At 55.5% G+C, this 18,218-nt stretch carries 17 protein-coding genes; 8 read left to right on the top strand and 9 right to left on the bottom strand.

The features are described from left to right. Nucleotides 1–54: 54 nt before the first annotated feature. Both nudB and aspS read right to left on the bottom strand, forming a co-directional pair. Complete coding sequence (nudB, locus tag Electrica_RS09205) at nt 55–498, bottom strand: dihydroneopterin triphosphate diphosphatase (RefSeq protein WP_131050325.1); 444 nt, start codon at nt 496–498, stop codon at nt 55–57. A gap of 1 nt (nt 499) precedes the next feature. Next, a complete protein-coding gene (aspS, locus tag Electrica_RS09200) occupies nt 500–2,287 on the bottom strand; it encodes an aspartate--tRNA ligase (RefSeq protein ID WP_131050326.1) in 1,788 nt (595 codons plus the stop codon). Between the two features lie 268 nt (nt 2,288–2,555). On the opposite strand from aspS, the gene Electrica_RS09195 reads away from it, so the two are divergent. The 5 genes from Electrica_RS09195 to cmoB are packed head-to-tail and all read left to right on the top strand — an operon-like array spanning nt 2,556 to nt 6,179. Beyond that, on the top strand, nt 2,556–3,122 hold the full coding sequence (locus Electrica_RS09195; RefSeq protein ID WP_131050327.1) for a hydrolase: 567 nt from the start codon (nt 2,556–2,558) through the stop codon (nt 3,120–3,122). Continuing rightward, nucleotides 3,119–3,937 carry a DUF72 domain-containing protein gene (locus Electrica_RS09190; RefSeq protein ID WP_131050328.1) on the top strand — a complete coding sequence of 273 codons (819 nt, stop codon included), beginning with the start codon at nt 3,119–3,121 and terminating at the stop codon, nt 3,935–3,937. The genes Electrica_RS09195 and Electrica_RS09190 overlap by 4 nt, the downstream gene beginning before the upstream one ends. Nucleotides 3,938–3,990: 53 nt before the next feature. Then, entirely contained in the window at nt 3,991–4,386 is a 396-nt protein-coding gene (locus Electrica_RS09185; RefSeq protein ID WP_100682291.1) for an MAPEG family protein, read from the top strand. 39 nt (nt 4,387–4,425) lie between these two features. Further along, the gene (cmoA, locus tag Electrica_RS09180; RefSeq protein WP_141964331.1) at nt 4,426–5,169 is read left to right on the top strand and encodes a carboxy-S-adenosyl-L-methionine synthase CmoA; all 744 of its coding nucleotides are present in this window, start codon (nt 4,426–4,428) and stop codon (nt 5,167–5,169) included. Continuing rightward, nucleotides 5,166–6,179 carry a tRNA 5-methoxyuridine(34)/uridine 5-oxyacetic acid(34) synthase CmoB gene (gene cmoB / locus Electrica_RS09175; protein ID WP_141964330.1) on the top strand — a complete coding sequence of 338 codons (1,014 nt, stop codon included), beginning with the start codon at nt 5,166–5,168 and terminating at the stop codon, nt 6,177–6,179. The genes cmoA and cmoB overlap by 4 nt, the downstream gene beginning before the upstream one ends. Before the next feature lie 88 nt (nt 6,180–6,267). Here cmoB and cutC read toward each other — a convergent pair whose 3' ends face one another. Beyond that, nucleotides 6,268–7,011, bottom strand: coding sequence for a copper homeostasis protein CutC (gene cutC, locus Electrica_RS09170; protein ID WP_131050330.1), 744 nt, complete (start codon nt 7,009–7,011; stop codon nt 6,268–6,270). Nucleotides 7,012–7,085: 74 nt separating this feature from the next. Then, on the bottom strand, nt 7,086–7,655 hold the full coding sequence (locus Electrica_RS09165) for a VOC family protein (RefSeq protein WP_131050331.1): 570 nt from the start codon (nt 7,653–7,655) through the stop codon (nt 7,086–7,088). Between the two features lie 228 nt (nt 7,656–7,883). On the opposite strand from Electrica_RS09165, the gene argS reads away from it, so the two are divergent. Both argS and uspC read left to right on the top strand, forming a co-directional pair. After that, nucleotides 7,884–9,617 (top strand): arginine--tRNA ligase, encoded by a 1,734-nt coding sequence (gene argS / locus Electrica_RS09160; RefSeq protein WP_141964329.1) that lies wholly within the window; start codon nt 7,884–7,886, stop codon nt 9,615–9,617. Nucleotides 9,618–10,304: 687 nt separating this feature from the next. After that, nucleotides 10,305–10,733, top strand: a complete 429-nt coding sequence (uspC, locus tag Electrica_RS09155; RefSeq protein WP_100682285.1) for a universal stress protein UspC — start codon at nt 10,305–10,307, stop codon at nt 10,731–10,733. A gap of 35 nt (nt 10,734–10,768) precedes the next feature. Here uspC and otsA read toward each other — a convergent pair whose 3' ends face one another. The 5 genes from otsA to Electrica_RS09130 all read right to left on the bottom strand — a co-directional run bounded on the left by otsA (nt 10,769) and on the right by Electrica_RS09130 (nt 16,685). After that, nucleotides 10,769–12,193, bottom strand: coding sequence for an alpha,alpha-trehalose-phosphate synthase (gene otsA / locus Electrica_RS09150; protein WP_131050333.1), 1,425 nt, complete (start codon nt 12,191–12,193; stop codon nt 10,769–10,771). Further along, nucleotides 12,168–12,971: a trehalose-phosphatase gene (gene otsB, locus Electrica_RS09145; protein ID WP_141964328.1), complete on the bottom strand. Its 804-nt coding sequence runs from the start codon at nt 12,969–12,971 to the stop codon at nt 12,168–12,170. Before otsB ends, otsA begins: the two co-directional genes overlap by 26 nt. Nucleotides 12,972–13,132: 161 nt before the next feature. Continuing rightward, nucleotides 13,133–14,113 (bottom strand): L-arabinose ABC transporter permease AraH, encoded by a 981-nt coding sequence (araH, locus tag Electrica_RS09140; protein ID WP_142255864.1) that lies wholly within the window; start codon nt 14,111–14,113, stop codon nt 13,133–13,135. 14 nt (nt 14,114–14,127) lie between these two features. Further along, nucleotides 14,128–15,642 carry an L-arabinose ABC transporter ATP-binding protein AraG gene (araG, locus tag Electrica_RS09135; RefSeq protein WP_100682281.1) on the bottom strand — a complete coding sequence of 505 codons (1,515 nt, stop codon included), beginning with the start codon at nt 15,640–15,642 and terminating at the stop codon, nt 14,128–14,130. Nucleotides 15,643–15,704: 62 nt separating this feature from the next. Further along, entirely contained in the window at nt 15,705–16,685 is a 981-nt protein-coding gene (locus tag Electrica_RS09130) for an arabinose ABC transporter substrate-binding protein (protein WP_100682280.1), read from the bottom strand. Between the two features lie 871 nt (nt 16,686–17,556). Between Electrica_RS09130 and Electrica_RS09125 the strand changes: the two genes are divergently transcribed. Next, nucleotides 17,557–18,060, top strand: a complete 504-nt coding sequence (locus Electrica_RS09125) for a non-heme ferritin-like protein (protein WP_100682279.1) — start codon at nt 17,557–17,559, stop codon at nt 18,058–18,060. Nucleotides 18,061–18,218: the final 158 nt, after the last annotated feature.

Here is an 18,218-nt window from a genome sequence, read left to right as displayed (position 1 = left end):
TCTCCAAAAATGCCTGCTTCCCGCAGCCTTTCGACCTGCGAATGGCCGGGAAGATTAGTCGGCGTTAATTACAAATTCTTCAATCGCCTGCCGGTTACTCCACGACTTGGTCAAGGCGGCGGCCTCTGCCGCATCGACCCAGCGGTAATCCAGATGTTCCGTGAAGACAATCTGGCGTTCATGAGGGAGCGCAAGACAGAACCAAAACTCGGTATTGCGCTCAACGCCCGGCGCGTAGCGATGACGTAAATGAGAAAATATCTCGAAATCCACCGTGCGCTGACAGTCCATTAAGGTCAGTTGCTCATGAGCAACATCAATCTCGACCTCTTCCTTTACTTCACGCTCGGCGGCTTGCGCTGCGCTCTCCCCCGCTTCCAGGCTGCCGGTTACCGACTGCCAGAAGGCGGGATCGTCGCGTCGCTGCAACATCAGCACCCGCTTCGTATCTTCGGCATAAATGACCACCAGAACGGAAACGGGAAGCTTGAATGACATCTTACTTATTCTCCGCAGACTCTTTTGTCTCTTTCGCCACAACCTGAATACCTAACTCGCCCAGCGAAGCCGGGTTAGCAAAGCTCGGCGCTTCGGTCATCAGACAGGCCGCCGCGGTGGTTTTCGGGAAGGCAATAACATCACGGATATTATCGGTACCGGTCAGCAGCATGGTCAGACGGTCAAGACCGAAGGCCAGACCGGCATGCGGCGGCGTACCGTATTTCAGCGCGTCCAGCAGGAAGCCGAATTTTTCACGCTGTTCCTGCTCGTTGATGCCCAGAATACCGAAAACGGTCTGCTGCATGTCGCCATTATGGATACGCACGGAGCCGCCACCCACTTCATAGCCATTGATGACCATATCGTAAGCGTTCGCAATCGCCGTTTCCGGCGCCGCTTTCAGTTCATCCGCGGTCATGTCTTTCGGCGAAGTAAACGGATGGTGCATCGCGGTCAGTCCGCCTTCACCATCATCTTCGAACATCGGGAAGTCGATAACCCACAGCGGTGCCCATTTGCTTTCGTCGGTCAGGCTCAGGTCTTTACCCAGCTTCAGACGCAGCGCGCCCAGCGCATCGGCCACTACTTTCTTGTTATCCGCGCCGAAGAAAATCATATCGCCATCCTGGGCGCCGGTGCGCGCAAGAATCGCTTCCACGATGTCTGCGTCGAGGAATTTCGCCACCGGGCTGTTGATGCCGTCGAGACCTTTCGCACGCTCGTTGACTTTCATGTAAGCCAGGCCTTTCGCGCCGTAAATCTGAACGAACTTGCCATACTCATCAATTTGTTTACGGGTCAGCGCCGCGCCGCCAGGCACGCGCAGCGCGGCGACGCGACCTTTGGCATCATTGGCCGGGCCGGAGAAGACGGCAAACTCGACGGCCTTCACCAGGTCGGCGATGTCGACCAGCTCCATTGGGTTGCGCAAATCCGGCTTATCAGAGCCGTAGCGGCGCTCGGCTTCCGCGAAGGTCATCACCGGGAAGGCGCCCAGGTCGACGCCTTTCACGTCCAGCCACAGTTTGTGAACCAGATCTTCCATCACTTCCCGCACCTGCGGCGCGGTCATAAAGGAGGTTTCGACATCGATCTGGGTGAATTCCGGCTGGCGGTCCGCACGTAGGTCTTCGTCACGGAAGCATTTCACTATCTGATAGTAACGGTCGAAGCCGGACATCATCAGCAGCTGTTTGAACAGCTGAGGAGACTGCGGCAGGGCGTAGAATTTGCCTTTGTGAACGCGACTCGGCACCAGATAGTCACGCGCGCCTTCCGGGGTTGCTTTGGTCAGCATTGGGGTTTCGATATCGAGGAACCCGTGATCGTCCATAAAGCGGCGCACGAAGCTGGTGATTTTCGCACGGGTTTTCAGGCGCTGAGCCATTTCCGGACGACGCAGGTCCAGGTAACGGTATTTCAGTCGCGCTTCTTCGGTGTTGACATGATTGGAGTCAAGCGGCAGCGCTTCTGCACGGTTGATGATTGTCAGCGAAGAAGCCAGCACTTCGATGTCGCCAGTGGCCATCTCGCTGTTGACGTTTTTTTCGTCGCGCGCACGCACGGTACCGGTGATTTGGATGCAAAACTCATTGCGCAGTTCGGAAGCCAGCTTTAACGCCTCCGCACGATCCGGATCGAAAAACACCTGCACGATGCCTTCGCGGTCACGCATATCAATGAAGATAAGGCTTCCAAGATCACGACGACGGTTGACCCAACCACACAGAGTCACCTGCTGCCCCACGTGGGACAGACGTAGCTGTCCGCAATATTCTGTACGCATGAGATATCCCTTAACTTAGCCGCAGGCGGATTGTTGCCTGCCTCGCAGGCGACGGAGTCGCAGCTTTAGCTGAATGTCACAACTGAATGAAAAAAGGCGGTCATTATAATAGAATTTCCGCCGCACGATAAGCCCGACGCAGTTTGTACGTTGCTTTGCTGTACGCTTATTGCCTGTGCTCACAAAAATTAACAAAAATTGTTACCCTTGAGCCGGATCGGCAACGGTATTGTAACGGCCAAACCACAGAAGAAGATACGGGGATACCATGCCAGAACTCAACGCAAAAAAAACAGCGCTCGTCGTCATCGATCTGCAAGAGGGCATTTTGCCCTTCGCCGGCGGGCCGCATCGTGCCGATGACGTGGTAGCGCGCGCGGCCCGTCTGGCTGAAAAGTGCCGCCAGCACGGTTCACCGGTCATTATGGTCCGCGTAGGCTGGTCCGCTGATTTTGCCGAGGCGCTAAAGCAACCGGTTGATGCTCAGAGCGCCGCGCATGCGCTGCCGGAAAACTGGTGGGCCTGGCCGGCAGCATTAGGCAAGCAGGAGAGCGATATCGAGGTCACTAAACGCCAGTGGGGCGCTTTCTATGGCACCGACCTCGAGCTGCAGCTACGCCGTCGCGGTATTGATACGATTATTCTCTGCGGCATCGCCACCAACATCGGCGTTGAATCCACCGCGCGCAATGCCTGGGAGCTGGGTTTCAATCTGGTTATTGTTGAAGACGCCTGCAGCGCCGCTTCAATCGGGCAGCACCAGGGCAGCATGACGCATATTTTCCCGCGCATCGCTCGCGTGCGCAGTACCGAGGACGTTCTCGCCGCCTTATGATTTATATCGGGCTCCCCCAATGGTCGCACCCTAAGTGGGCGCGTCTGGGCATCACCAGCCTTGAAGATTATGCTCGCCACTTTAACTGCGTGGAAGGCAACACGACCCTGTACGCCCTGCCGAAGGCTGAAATAGTCAGCCGCTGGTATGAGCAAACCCACGATAATTTTCGCTTCTGTTTTAAGTTCCCGGCGACGATTACGCACCAGGCCGCGCTGCGTCATTGTGATGATTTAAGTCGTGAGTTTTTTGACCGTCTGGCGCCGCTGGAAACGCGTATTGGCCAGTACTGGTTGCAGCTGCCCGCCACCTTTGGCCCCGGCGATCTTCCTGCCCTGTGGCAGTTTCTCGATACGCTGCCGGCCCATTTCACCTATGGCGTCGAAGTGCGGCATCCGGAGTTTTTCGCCAAAGGAGATGCCGAAAAGGCGCTCAATCGCGGGCTGCATCAACGTAACGTGAATCGCGCCATCCTCGACAGTCGCCCGGTGCATAGCGCCGTCGCGAGAAATCCGGCGATGATTGACGCCCAGCGTAAAAAGCCCAAACTCCCGGTTCATGCCGTGGTTACCGCGGGTAATCCGCTGGTACGCTTTATCGGCAGCGACGACATGGCCCATAACCACCGGCTGTTTGGCGTGTGGCTGCAGACCTTAGCGAAATGGAGCCCGTCGACGACCCCCTATTTATTTCTCCACACCCCGGACATCGCACAGGCCCCGGAGCTGGTCAGCACGCTTTGGCAAGATTTACGCCGGGTAATGCCTGAGGTCGGAGACGCACCGTCAATTCCGCAGCAAACCGCGCTTTTCTGATATCCTGCTATGCTAATCGGAGCCATCTGAAAGAGTAAAAGGGAGTTTTTTGTATGGTCAGCGCGCTGTACGCGGTGTTGGGTGCGTTATTGCTCATCAAGTTTTCTTTCGATGTTGTACGCCTGCGCACGCAATACCACGTCGGGTATGGTGACGGAGGGTTTAGCGAGCTGCAGGTTGCTATCCGCGTGCACGGCAATGCCGTTGAGTATGTGCCCATTGGTATCATTCTGTTGCTGTTTATGGAGATGAATGGCGCGCAGAACTGGATGGTGCACCTCTGCGGAATGTTGCTGATTGCCGGACGACTGATGCACTCTTACGGTTTTCACCACCGGCTTTTCAGCTGGCGTCGCTCCGGAATGAGCGCCACCTGGTGCGCCCTGCTGCTGATGGTACTCGCGAATCTGTGGTATATGCCCTGGGAGTTGGTTTTCTCCTTACATTAGCGCACAATACGCCGTTTTCGTTTTTTCGGGTTTAACGTTATGTCTCACCGCGATACGCTTTTTTCCGCGCCGATTGCCAGCCTTGGCGACTGGACCTTTGATGAACGGGTTGCTGAAGTCTTCCCGGATATGATCCAGCGCTCCGTGCCCGGCTATTCCAATATCATTTCTATGATCGGCATGCTGGCTGAACGCTTCGTTCAGCCCGATACCCAGGTTTACGACCTCGGCTGCTCGCTTGGAGCGGCGACGCTCTCTATCCGGCGTAACATTGCCCACCCTGGCTGCAAAATTGTGGCGGTGGATAACTCTTCGGCTATGGTCGAGCGCTGCCGTCGCCACATCGATGCCTACAAAGCGCCAACGCCCGTTGAGGTTGTGGAAGGCGATATTCGTGATATCAGCATCAACAACGCCTCCATGGTGGTGCTGAACTTCACCATTCAGTTTCTGGCACCCGATGAACGCCAGGCTATTCTGGATAAGGTTTACCAGGGGCTGAACCCCGGTGGCGCGCTGGTGCTGTCCGAAAAATTCAGTTTTGAAGATGCGCATGTTGGCGAGCTGCTGTTCAACATGCATCACGACTTTAAGCGTGCCAATGGCTACAGCGAGCTGGAAATCAGCCAGAAGCGCAGCATGCTGGAAAACGTCATGTTGACCGATTCGGTCGAAACGCACAAAGCCCGCCTGCATAAAGCCGGTTTTGAACATGCCGAATTGTGGTTCCAGTGCTTTAACTTTGGTTCACTGGTGGCGGTGAAATCAGAGGAAAAAGCATGATCGATTTCAATCATTTTTATCAACGTATCGCTCTCAGCCCGCTATCTCACTGGCTGGAGACCCTCCCCGCGCAGGTAGCGGCCTGGCAACGGGAAGCTCTGCACGGCAAATTCCGCGAGTGGGAACGGGCGGTGGAGTTTCTGCCCGAGCTGGCCCCGTATCGCCTGGACCTGCTGCATAGCGTCACCGCCGAAAGCGAAACGCCGTTAAGCGAAGGCCATCGGCTGCGCATAGAAAACCTGCTGAAAAACCTGATGCCCTGGCGCAAAGGGCCCTACTCGCTTTACGGGGTGAATATCGATACCGAATGGCGTTCTGACTGGAAATGGGAACGCGTGTTGCCGCACCTCTCCGACCTGACCGGGCGCACGATTCTCGACGTTGGCTGCGGCAGCGGATATCACATGTGGCGCATGATCGGCGCCGGCGCGCATCTGGCGGTGGGGATCGACCCGACGCAGCTGTTTTTATGCCAGTTTGAAGCGGTGCGTAAGCTGCTGGGTAACGATCAGCGCGCTCACCTGTTGCCGCTGGGCATTGAGCAGCTTCCGGCGCTCAACGCCTTCGATACCGTCTTTTCGATGGGCGTGCTGTACCACCGCCGCTCGCCGCTCGACCATTTATGGCAGCTCAAAGATCAGCTGGTCGACGGTGGCGAACTGGTACTGGAGACGCTGGTTATCGCAGGGGATGAAAATAGCGTGCTGGTACCGGGCGACCGCTATGCGCAGATGCGCAACGTCTACTTTATTCCGTCGGCCGCGGCGTTGAAAATGTGGCTGGAGAAGTGCGGATTTGTCGATGTGCGGATTGTCGATGTCTGCGCCACCACTACCGAAGAGCAGCGCCGTACCGAATGGATGATTACGGAGTCGCTGGCTGACTTCCTCGACCCCGACGACAGCAGTAAAACGCTTGAAGGTTACCCGGCGCCGGTGCGCGCGGTGATTATTGCCAACAAACCCGAAACCCAACAGTCGCTGGCGAAAAAGTCAGTGCTGCGCAAATAAAGGTCAAAAAAAGACCCCTGTTGAAATTGCAGGGGCCTGGTACGGGCAATCATCATATTGGGCGACATGATGTGCAGCAAAAAACGGTTTAACTTCTCTGCGCAGAAATGATTTGCTTCATTTCTGCCACCGCTACGCCATTAACGGCATAGCGCGAATATTCATCTGCGTCGGCATCGGCGGACATTGATAACCCGGAATGACGAAAGCGCATTGGCGATGGCACCCAGTGCCCGGCCGAGCTGTGCACCTCTTTGACGCCAGCCTGGAGAAACTTTGCCAGGTTGGCTGCTCGAACACCTGCACCAGCCATAACTGTTGGAGTATCCCCCAGGGCAATAAGTTCCATAATTAATGAAAGACCTTTTTCAGCGCTCGCCTGCTGACCCGATGTCAGGATACGGGCGACGCCGGAATCGGCCAGCGCACGATAAGCCTGATACGGATCCGCACACATATCAAAAGCCCGATGGAACGTAACCGCCAGCGAACCGGCCGCCGCCATGATTTTGTGCATGCGCGCGCTATCGACCTGACCATCGACATCCAACACGCCAATGACCACGCCGGGAAAACCCAGCTCCCTGACCGTCGCTACATCGTCGAGCATCGCCGCAAACTCGCTTTCGGTGTAGCAAAAATCACCACCGCGCGGGCGAATAATCGGATGCACCGGAATGGTCACCGTTTCACGTACTGTTTTCAACACGCCCAGCGACGGGGTTAATCCCCCTTCATGCGGCGCGGCGCAGAGTTCAATGCGATCGGCGCCGCAACGCTGCGCCTCTTGCGCACAGGCCATGCTATAACAGCAGACTTCCAGTAGCGTCATTTCCTTCTCCTTACGCTGCGGGCAACACAGCATGTCATGATTTATCCGTTCAAATACCGCGTCGCTTCACACTGTTACGCATCAGATTGTTCGCTGGCGACAATTTGCTCAATTGACCACGGGTGAAATTTAATCGTGACGCTGCCGTCCGTCACCGCCAGAGTCGGGTTTGGCAGCCGTTCGCGCGCGCCTTTCGGCGAGCTGGTTTTGACAAAAATCCCCGGCTGACTCAATCCCTCATCAGACAGCAGCGCCAGCGCGCGGGCATTGAGCGCATCCGGCTCGCCCGGCAGCACGATTTCAACGTGTTCCCATCCTTCATGCGGATAGCGTTTTTCCCCCGGCCACGGCAGCTCAACCACGCTGAAACGCCAGTGGGCCACCGAAACCGGCTCATTCAGTTTGAACAGGCAGACAGGTCGACCGTTGATGGTATTTTCCGACAGCAGCGTGCCGCACTGTTCAAAACCGCGACGCCAGCGCTCCGCCGTGGCGTTCTGGTGACAGCGCAGGGAAATATGGTCGGCATCCAGCGGGGCGATATCCAGCCCAAGTCGCCTGGCCAGCCCGCTTAACGCGTCGGTGAAACGCGGCAGATCCGCGGAAATATCGTTTAGCTCATCAATTTGCTGCCAGTTTGCCATACTGCACCTCAATACACGTCAAAGGGGGGTAATTTATCGTGTTTCCCGGCGGCGACCAACCGGGAATCTTCCACGGGGCGCGCCGAGTGGCGATTCATTAAGCGTGCCGCCCGGCAACGCGCGCGGTGCTGACGCATGGGCGCAAATGCAGTATACTCCTGCCCTAATTTGTCCACATTCCGGCGCCGCCCCGCAGGGGTTATAGCGCCTTAAACGTAAGGTATTCCGGTGAATATTCAGGCTCTTCTCTCAGAAAAAGTCAGCCAGGCCCTGATCGCGGCAGGTGCGCCTGCCGATTGCGAACCTCAGGTCCGCCAGTCAGCAAAAATCCAGTTCGGCGACTATCAGGCCAACGGCGTGATGGCAGTAGCGAAAAAACTGGGTATGGCGCCGCGACAACTCGCAGAGCAGGTACTGTCTCATCTCGACCTTAACGGGATTGCCAACAAGGTTGAAATCGCCGGGCCCGGCTTTATCAATATTTTCCTCGATCCGGCCTTTTTAGCGGAAAATGTGAACAGCGCGCTGGCATCAGAGCGCCTGGGCGTCGCTCAGCCGCAGGCGCAAACTATCGTCGTTGACTACTCCGCGCCAAACGTCGCCAAAGAGATGCACGTCGGCCATCTGCGTTCCACCATCATCGGTGACGCCGCCGTCCGTACGCTGGAGTTTCTCGGTCATAAGGTGATCCGCGCGAACCACGTTGGCGACTGGGGTACCCAGTTCGGTATGCTAATCGCCTGGCTGGAAAAACAGCAGCAGGAAAACGCCGGCGAGATGGCGCTGTCCGATCTCGAAGGCTTCTACCGCGATGCGAAAAAGCATTATGACGAAGATGAAGTCTTTGCCGAACGTGCCCGTAACTACGTGGTAAAACTCCAGGGTGGCGACGCGTACTTCCTGGAGATGTGGCGCAAGCTGGTTGATATCACCATGACCCAAAACCAGATTACCTACGATCGTCTGAACGTCACCCTGACTCGCGATGACGTGATGGGGGAAAGTCTCTACAACCCGATGCTGCCAGGTATTGTTGCCGATCTGAAAGCGAAAGGTCTGGCGACCGAGAGCGAAGGCGCGACCGTGGTATTCCTTGATGAGTACAAAAACAAGGAAGGCGAACCGATGGGCGTCATCATCCAGAAAAAGGATGGCGGCTACCTCTACACCACGACCGATATCGCCTGTGCGAAGTATCGTTATGAAACGCTGCACGCCGACCGCGTGCTCTACTATATCGACTCCCGTCAGCACCAGCATCTGATGCAGGCGTGGACTATCGTGCGTAAAGCGGGCTACGTGCCGGAATCGGTACCGCTGGAACATCACATGTTTGGCATGATGCTGGGCAAAGATGGTAAGCCGTTCAAAACTCGCGCCGGCGGTACCGTGAAGCTTGCCGATCTTCTGGACGAAGCGCTGGAGCGCGCGCGCCGCCTGGTGGCCGAGAAGAATCCGGAGATGCCTGCCGATGAGCTGGAACAACTGGCCAATGCGGTCGGTATTGGCGCAGTGAAGTACGCCGATCTGTCCAAAAACCGGACCACCGACTACGTGTTTGACTGGGATAATATGCTGGCGTTCGAAGGCAACACCGCGCCGTATATGCAGTATGCCTATACCCGCGTGCTGTCCGTGTTCCGTAAAGCGGAAGTTGATGCGCAGGCGCTGGCTGCGGCGCCGGTTATCATTAGCGAAGAGCGCGAAGCGCAGTTGGCCGCGCGCCTGCTGCAGTTCGAAGAGACGCTGACCGTTGTGGCCCGTGAAGGGACGCCGCACGTCATGTGTGCCTATCTCTACGATCTGGCCGGCCTGTTCTCCGGTTTCTACGAGCACTGCCCGATTATCACCGCCGAGAGCGAAACCGTACGCAACAGCCGCCTGAAGCTGGCGCAGCTGACGGCCAGAACCCTGAAGCAAGGTCTGGATACGCTGGGGATTGAAACCGTCGAGCGTATGTAAGTCAGGCCGGTGATTTTGTAGCCCCGGCAGGCCCCGCGCCGCCGGGGAAATGCCGATGGCGCAGGAGTTGTAGCCCCGGCAAGCCCCGCGCCGCCGGGGAAATGCCTGATGGCGCAGGATTTGTAGCCCCGGCAAGCCCCGCGCCGCCGGGGAAATGCCTGATGGCGCTGCGCTTATCAGGCCTACAAAAAATACACCCGGCAGCGACACCACCTGGCGCTGCTAAGAATCAAACTCGGCGATGTCGGGTTTTGTTGCCTGGGGATTTGTAGCCCCGGCAAGCCCGCGCCGCCGGGGAAATGCCGATGGCGCTGCGCTTATCAGGCCTACAAAAAATACACCCGGCAGCGACACCACCGGACGTTGCTAAGAATCAAACCCGGCCATGTCGGGTTTTGTTGCCTGGGGATTTGTAGCCCCGGCAAGCCCGCGCCGCCGGGGAAATGCCTGATGGCGCTGCGTTTATCAGGCCGACGGACACGCATCACCGGTTTATAAAACGGCACTTCCTTTATCGAAAGACAGATAACCAAAACTAAACCCCGGCGGGCGAAAACGTGATTGCTCCCGCCTAAAAACCGGGCGCCTGATGTGTGATGGACAGACCTTGCGGGAGATAAAAAATGGGAGTAAAGAAAGGAGGAAGGGTTATTTCGCGTATCGATTCGCGTATCTCAAGGAGGCCTGATGCCATATTCTCATCTGCTCGTTGCCGTCGCCCCAACGCCGGAAAGCCGCGTGCTTATCAATAAAGCGGTCTCTATCGCACGCCCGCTGGATGCCAAAGTCAGTCTGATTACGCTGGCCACCGACCCGGAGCTATATAACCAGTTTGCGGCGCCAATGCTGGAAAACCTGCGGGACTTAATGCATGAAGAAACGCGAGATTTTCTCTCCGCTCTGGCGAAAGAAGCCGATTACCCTATTGATAACGTAACGATTGCCAGCGGCGAACTGAACCACCACATCAAGGATTTTTGCCAACAGCATCACGTGGACCTGGTGATATGCGGCAATCACAACCATAGCCTGTTTTCGCGCGCCACCTGCTCGGCGAAAAGTATCGTCGGCAGCAGCGGCGTGGACGTTTTACTGGTCTCCCTGGAAAAAGGCTGACGCCAGGGCGTCAGCCTGTATCGCGCTTACCTCACTTATGCCAGTCTGGGGAAAGTCGAGACTTTGCGTTGCAATTGGCTCTCCTCACTACGCGGTTCCACCTGCTTCAGATCGGCGATAAACCGCTCCTGCCAGCGATGGATATCATTATCCTTGATGACCGCCAGCATCTGCGCATGACGCGCAATCCGTTCCGCCAGCGGCATCGTCAGGCCGCGATCCAGCGCCGCGGCCACCTCGTCGCGATCGTAGGGATTGACGATCAGCGCACTGGTCAACTCATTTGCCGCGCCGGCAAACTGCGACAGAACCAGCACGCCGGGATCCTGCGGATCCTGGGCGGCAACAAATTCTTTCGCCACCAGATTCATCCCGTCACGTAGAGGCGTCACCAGTCCGACATCGGAATAGCGGAAGACCTTCATCAGCAGTTTGCGTTCAAAATGTTGATTCAGATAGTACAGCGGCGTCCAGCCCAACTGCCCGTACTGGCCATTGATTCTGCCGCTGGCGGTCTCCAACTGATGGCGAATATCCTGATAGGCCTGCACCTCACCGCGGGAGGTTGGCGCAATCTGCGTATAGCGAATCTTACCGTGATGCTGCGGGTATTTTTCCAGCAGGGCTTCATAGGCGAGAAAGCGTTCCGGCAGACCTTTAGAGTAATCCAGCCGCTCAACGGAGAAGATATTTTTTACCCCCTTGAGCTCGCTTTTCAACTGCGCCAGTTTGGGCGGCAGCGGCCCCTTCGCACTCCGCGCAATCTCGTCAGGATCGATGCCTATCGGATAAACCCCGGTACGGAAATGTTTACCCCATGCCTCATGATGTCGGCCATCTCGCGTCACCACCCGGGTCTGTAGCGAGATGCTATCAAGAAACGCCAGCCTGTCGTTATCAGTCTGGAAGCCAAGCAGATCGTAGTCGCAGAGCTGTTCCAGCAGCTCGGCATGCGGGGGGAGCGCATTAAAAATCTCTGGCGTCGGGAACGGGATGTGCAGAAAGAAGCCGATACGGTTATTGACCCCAAGTTTGCGCAGTTCGCTGGCAAAAGGCAGCAGATGATAATCATGAATCCACAAAATATCATCGGGCTCAATCAGCGGCAGCAGCTTTTTCGCCAGGTTGGCATTGACCCGCAGGTAACCGTCCCAGGATGGGCGCTGGAAGTCCACCAGATCCAGGCGATAGTGGAATGCGGGCCACAGCACGGCGTTGGAAAACTGGTTGTAGTACTCGTCATGATCCCGTTCATTGAGCGTAAACGAAGCCCAGGTGATATTCCCTCGCGTCACCGTGTTTAGCGGCTTCTGGTCATCCCCTATCTCTCCGCTCCAGCCAAACCATAATCCACCGGCAGCCTTCAGCGCGCCCAAAATGCCCACGGCCAGGCCGCCCGCACTGGCCTTTTTATCATTCGGCGGCGCAATACGATTAGATATTACGATTAAGCGCCCCATAACCCTCTCTCCTGTCATTTTGCGCATCTGGTTGTAGCTTATTATTTGCGATGCTGATTAACCAATGCTGAACGGCCGCGACATCCGGCAGACGCCATTGCGCCTGGGTGTCGCCCTTGCCAACTTTTATCGACATGCCGCCGAGCTGATTCACAACGCTAAACCCGGCTTCGTCCGTCAAATCGTCGCCAACGAATAGCGGTTTGCGCCCCTGAAACGGCGCCTCCTGCATAAACGTCGCGATCGCTTCCCCTTTATTGACCCCACGCGGCTTAATCTCCACCACGCACTTACCCAACTGCAATGCGAGGATCGGATAACGTTTGACAATCCCCTGCGCCAGCGACAGCGCCGCGCTCTGGTACGCCGGCGCCTGGCGATAATGCAGCGCAAACGCCATCCCTTTGTATTCAAGTTCACACCCCGGCATCGTCTCCAGCGCCGCCCGCAGCTGCTGATCCAGTTCGCGGAGCAGCGCATCAGGAAGCGTGACGATGTGCGTTTTACCATTGATATCGCGGCGTTCTGCCCCGTGAACACCGGCCAGCGGCAGCCGGTATGGATGGGTAAGCGCATCAAGTTCAACCATGGAGCGCCCTGAAATCAATGCCACCGCCCCACTCTGCTGCTGCGCAAGCTGCCGCAGCGCCTGAAGCGCTTGTGTGGGGATAACAACCTGATCGGGATGAGGTTTGATATCGGCAAGCGTGCCGTCGAGGTCAAAGAAAAAGGCATGATGTTCGGTTGGCACAGGCGGTACAGATATCTTGTCAGCCACCCTGTTTTCCTCCTTTCATGGCCAGCGCAACGCTGGTTGTTAACGGATTGTTAGCCATGTAAGTATAGACAGTGTGACCGTGATCGCCATTTTTGATAGCTATCGCCAGCACAGCGGGCGCTGGCGATAATCGAGGAGTAGACTAAAAGGTTGGGAGGGCGTTAAGCCGTCCGTTTTGCTTTTTGTTTGTAACGGTCGAAGATAACCGCCGCCAGCAGAATCACGCCGCGCACCACGTACTGAGAGAACGGCGAGATATTCAGCAGGTTCATGGCATTCTCGACGGTGCCAAGGATCAGGATCCCGGCAACCACATAAGAGATCTTACCGATCCCGCCTTTCAGCGACACGCCACCCAGCACACAGGCTGAAATGACGATCAGCTCATAGCCAATCGAGGTCATCGGCTGGCCGCTGGTCATGCGCGAGGCGAGAATGATCCCCGCGGCGGCAGACACCAGGCCTGAGATCACGAAAATAATAATTTTGGTCCGCACCACCGGCACGCCCGCCAGTCGGGCCGCCTCTTCATTGCCACCGATAGCCAGCGTATTGCGGCCAAAGGTGGTTTTGTTGAGCAGCAAACCAAAAATAATCAGGCAGGCGACGGTCAGCCAGATGGGGGCCGGCAGGCCAAACCAGTTGGCATAGCCTAAGGTAAAGAAACGCTCATCTTCAATACCGACCGCCTTGCCGTCGGAGATGATATAAGCCAGGCCGCGCACAATCTGCATTGTGGCAAGCGTGGTTATCAGGGCGTTAATTTTCAGACGGGCAATCACGAAGCCGTTAACCAGCCCGCTGATTGCCCCCAGCAGCAGACCGGCGGCAATCCCTATCCACATGCTTTCCGTCATATTAATCACCACGGCCGTCGTTACGCCTGCGCAGGCGATAACCGATGCCACCGACAGGTCAAAATCTCCGGACGCCAGGCAAAACAGCATACCGCAGGCCACCATACCGGACATTGAAATCGCTAGCCCCAGACCTTTCATATTGATAAACGAGGCAAAATTGGGCACAAAAATCACGCAGCCGATAAACAACACGGCAAAAACAACCAGCATGCCAAACTGATCCCAGATTCGGGCAAAGCTAAACGAAGTCTGGCGGGCATTAGGGGTGGTAACAGAGGACATCATTGACTCCTTACTCAGGCGACCGCCTGGCTCACTTTTGGCATCGCAAGGCTTAACGCCTGCTGTTCATTGGCATCGTCATGCAGCAGTTCGCCTGCCACCTCGCCTTCGCGCATCACCACAATACGATCGGCGACACCGAGCACTTCGGGTAAATCGCTAGAGGCGAAAACGACGGCGACGCCGGAGGCCGCCAGGGCATAGATAACGTTATAAATTTCATGCTTAGCGCCCACATCAATACCGCGGGTCGGCTCATCCAGCAGGATCACTTTCATCTCTTCCGACAGCCAGCGCCCCAGAATCGCTTTCTGCTGGTTGCCGCCGGAGAGATTCATAATCAGCTGCTCCGGGCCTGGGGTTTTGATATTGAGCGACTTAATATGCCGATCGGCATTGTGCGCTTCCCAGCCGTTATTAATGATGCAGCCCGCGCGAATATGCCGGCGACGCGCGCTGATATTGATATTGTCGCGTACGGAGTGCACCGGAATTATGCCCTCCGCTTTGCGGTCTTCCGGGCACAGCATCATTCCGGCCTCGATAGCCTGCGCCGGTTTACGAATATCGATCGCCTGGCCGTCGATATACACCTGACCACCGGTGATCCGGGTTCCGCCAAACAACCCTTTCATCAGCTCGCTGCGCCCGGCCCCGACCAGCCCGAACAGGCCGACGATTTCCCCGCCGCGCACCGAGAGATCGACCGGCTTACGCACGCCGGGTGCTTTGACCTGCTCCAGACGCAGACGCTCTTTGCCATACTCACGCGGTTTCCAGCCGTAAACATCGCCCAGCTCACGCCCCACCATCGCCTGCACCAGCGCATCATGATTCACGGTCTGCATATCATCGAAGGTACGGACGTAGCGGCCATCTTTAAATACGGTGATCGCATCGCTGAGGGCAAAAATCTCCTCCATGCGGTGCGAAACATAAATAATCACGCGCCCTTCCTCGCGCAGTTCGCGGATGACGCGAAACAGATGCTCTATCTCGCGCGCCGAAAGAGAGCTGGTCGGTTCATCAAACGCGATGACCTTGGCGTTACGGGTGAGCGCTTTGGCAATCTCTACCATCTGCCACTGGCCGATGGAGAGGTATTTCAACGGCGTTTCCGGGTCGATATCCAGCCCCAGATGCTCCAGCTGCAGGCGAGCTTCGTAGTTGAGCAGCGAGCGGTTCACTAACCCGTACTTATGCGGGATTTGGCCGAGGTAGATATTTTCTGCGACGGTCATCTCCGGAATCAGGTGCAGCTCCTGATAAATTATCGCCACTCCGGCGTTAAGCGCTTCGGTGGTGTTGGTGAATACGCGCGGCTGACCGTCTATCTGCAGATCGCCGGCGCTAGGGATATAGTTGCCGCTGAGAATCTTCAGCAGCGTCGATTTTCCGGCACCATTTTCCCCCATCAGGGCGTGGATCTGTCCGCTGTAGCAGTCAAAGCTAATATCAGACAGCGCCTTAACGCCGGGAAAGGTCATGGTAATACCGCGAAATGAGAGATAAGGGGTAGACTGTTGCATAACAACTCCGCTCTTCTATGCTCAGCCTCCCGCAGAGTGCGGGAGGCAGGGTCAACCAGGCCTTACAGCCCTTTTTTCGCCAGCTCTTCTTTGAAGTTGTCGCGCGTGATCAGCACCACATCGGTCACCGCAGTGAATTTCGGCGGTTCGACGCCTTTCGTGACCCAGTTGTAGAGCATCTCACTGGTTTTATATCCGTGGATGTCCGGGCTAGGCAGCAAAGAGCCGTAGAAACCGGTCGCCTGCGCTTTGGAGAGTTCATTAACCGCATCCACACCATTGATGCCAATGCCGATCACATCCCCGGCTTTAAAACCCTGGCCTTCGGTTGCGCGCACGCCGCCCAGCACGGTGTTGTCATTCATCCCCACGATCAGCCAGTGTTTCACCTGAGGATGCTGCACCAGCATGGAGTTACCGGCGTCGAAGGCGCCCGGGATATCGTTGGATTTGGTCGGAACGCGGTAGATCTGTTTATCCGGGAAGCCGGCCGCTTTCAGCGCGTCAATGGAACCGGTGGTACGACGGCGGGCGGTATCGAGTTCATCGGCGGTAATCGCCATCACACCGGTATCCTTCACATCCCAGCCGCGTTTTTGCATCTCTTTATACAGCTCCTGCCCCTGACGAGCGCCAATTTCACTGGCGGCCATCATCACCAGCGGCACGCTCTCCATCGGTTTACCTTTGGCATTAACAAACTGGTCATCGACGGTGATAACTTTCATATCGTATCCGCGGGCTTTGGCGACAATCGCCGCGCCGAGTTTCGGGTCAGGCGTACAAATAACGAAGCCCTTGGCCCCGCTGGCCGCCAGGCTGTCGATGGCGTTAAGGGTCTTCTCGCCATCCGGAACCGCAATTTTAATCACCTCAAAACCCAAATCTTTGCCGGCCTTATCAGCAAATTTCCACTCGGTCTGAAACCAGGGTTCTTCAGGCTGTTTCACCAGAAATCCGAGTTTAAGTGTTTCAGCCATAGCTGATTGTGACATAACCGCAGCGAGACCGATCGCCGCCAGCGCTTTAGTAAATTTGTGCATGGTAAACTCCAGCTTTATTTCGCATTTCTGTAGGGAAGTATCGGACTTAATTTTTTTATCAGACTTAAAACAAGGCATTAGAAAAATCGCACACCGCACTGCCGTTGTTCATTAAGTAATAACCGGAAATCAATTCTCCATACGAGAGCATTATCACATCGCGGAATTACAGTAATTGCGTGCATAGATTTAGCGAAAAATGACATAAAAAAAGCGCTAATTGTCAGACAATTAACTCTGAATGTAGCAAATTTATCCATATCATCAGCAGACTTATCCTTGTGGCTATCGTCGCCCCCTTCTCAGCGGGTTTGCCGAAAAGCGCAGCGCCCCTTCTTCAGCCGTTTCCTTTACCGATATGGCTTCTCACCAGATGAAATATCGCTCAGGGAAATTTTATTACCGTTAATAACAGAATACACTTCATAACTCCGTTTATCCCATCCGGTAAAAATGGCGTCATTACCATTGACCATGATGTGATATGACCGAATTATGACCAGAGGATTAAATTCATATTTAATAAATATGTCGTAGATATCATCCATAGCATAAAAAACCCGCAATTAATAAAAGCAAATAAAATCAATGAGGTAAATAAATATAAAACGACAAGGAGAGTTAAAAAACGTGCTTTTCAGGCATATTGTAACTAAAAGTAAAACAAGGCCAGTTGAGAGTTTTCTTAGCCTGCCCTTGGGGGTATTCTGTATATATCGGTAGTCACTAATTAATTACCGATACACATAGGGAAATTGCGAATTCATTATTTTGCCGACAATGTTACGCGTAAAAAATCTCGCATTTTATCGTCACCGGCGAAGATTCTCGACGCGCGAATGATAACTCCAGCTTAATAAGGATATTTTTTATGGTCGTTCCTGGAATGGCTCAAAAGCTCAATAATCAGATGAACCTTGAGTTTCGTGCATCAAATTTATATCTGCATCTCAGCGAATGGTGCGAACAACAGCGTCTGAACGGCACCGCCATCTTTTTGCGCTCCCGGGCACAATCCCACGTGACGCAGATGATGCGCGTATTCGATTTTATGAAGACCGGCGGAAGCTGGCCGATCGTCAAAAATGAAGGCAGTTACAGCCATAGCTGTCACTCCCTCGAAGAGCTGTTTACCGCGACTCTGGCCGATTATGAACAGCGCAGCAGCATGCTGTCCGGGCTGACCGAAGAGGCCAAAGCACAACGCGATGACACCACCTGTCGCTTCCTGGCGCTGCTCGCGAAAGAGCAGCAGCAAGACGGCATGCTGTTGCAAAGCGTACTTGAAGAGGTCCGTAACGCGGATAAAGCCGGTTTATGTATGCTGCAAACCGATCGCCATCTGCTCAGTCTGGTAGCGCACTGCGAGGATTAAAACCGTAGCGGTGAACGCCACATCCACGGTTCCCTCAGGGAGGATGAAGCCTGAGGGAATGTTCAGTACCATCTGATCGCCCTCGCCCTGACCGGCGCACTCACCCGACGTTTACGATAGAACCGATGCAAATCACAGTATGCTCGTAGTACCGCTTC

Source organism: Klebsiella electrica (assembly GCF_006711645.1).
GTDB classification, from domain to species: Bacteria; Pseudomonadota; Gammaproteobacteria; order Enterobacterales; family Enterobacteriaceae; genus Klebsiella; species Klebsiella electrica.
Note: the sequence above shows the minus strand (reverse complement) of the source record. Positions and strands in the feature narration are given on the sequence as shown.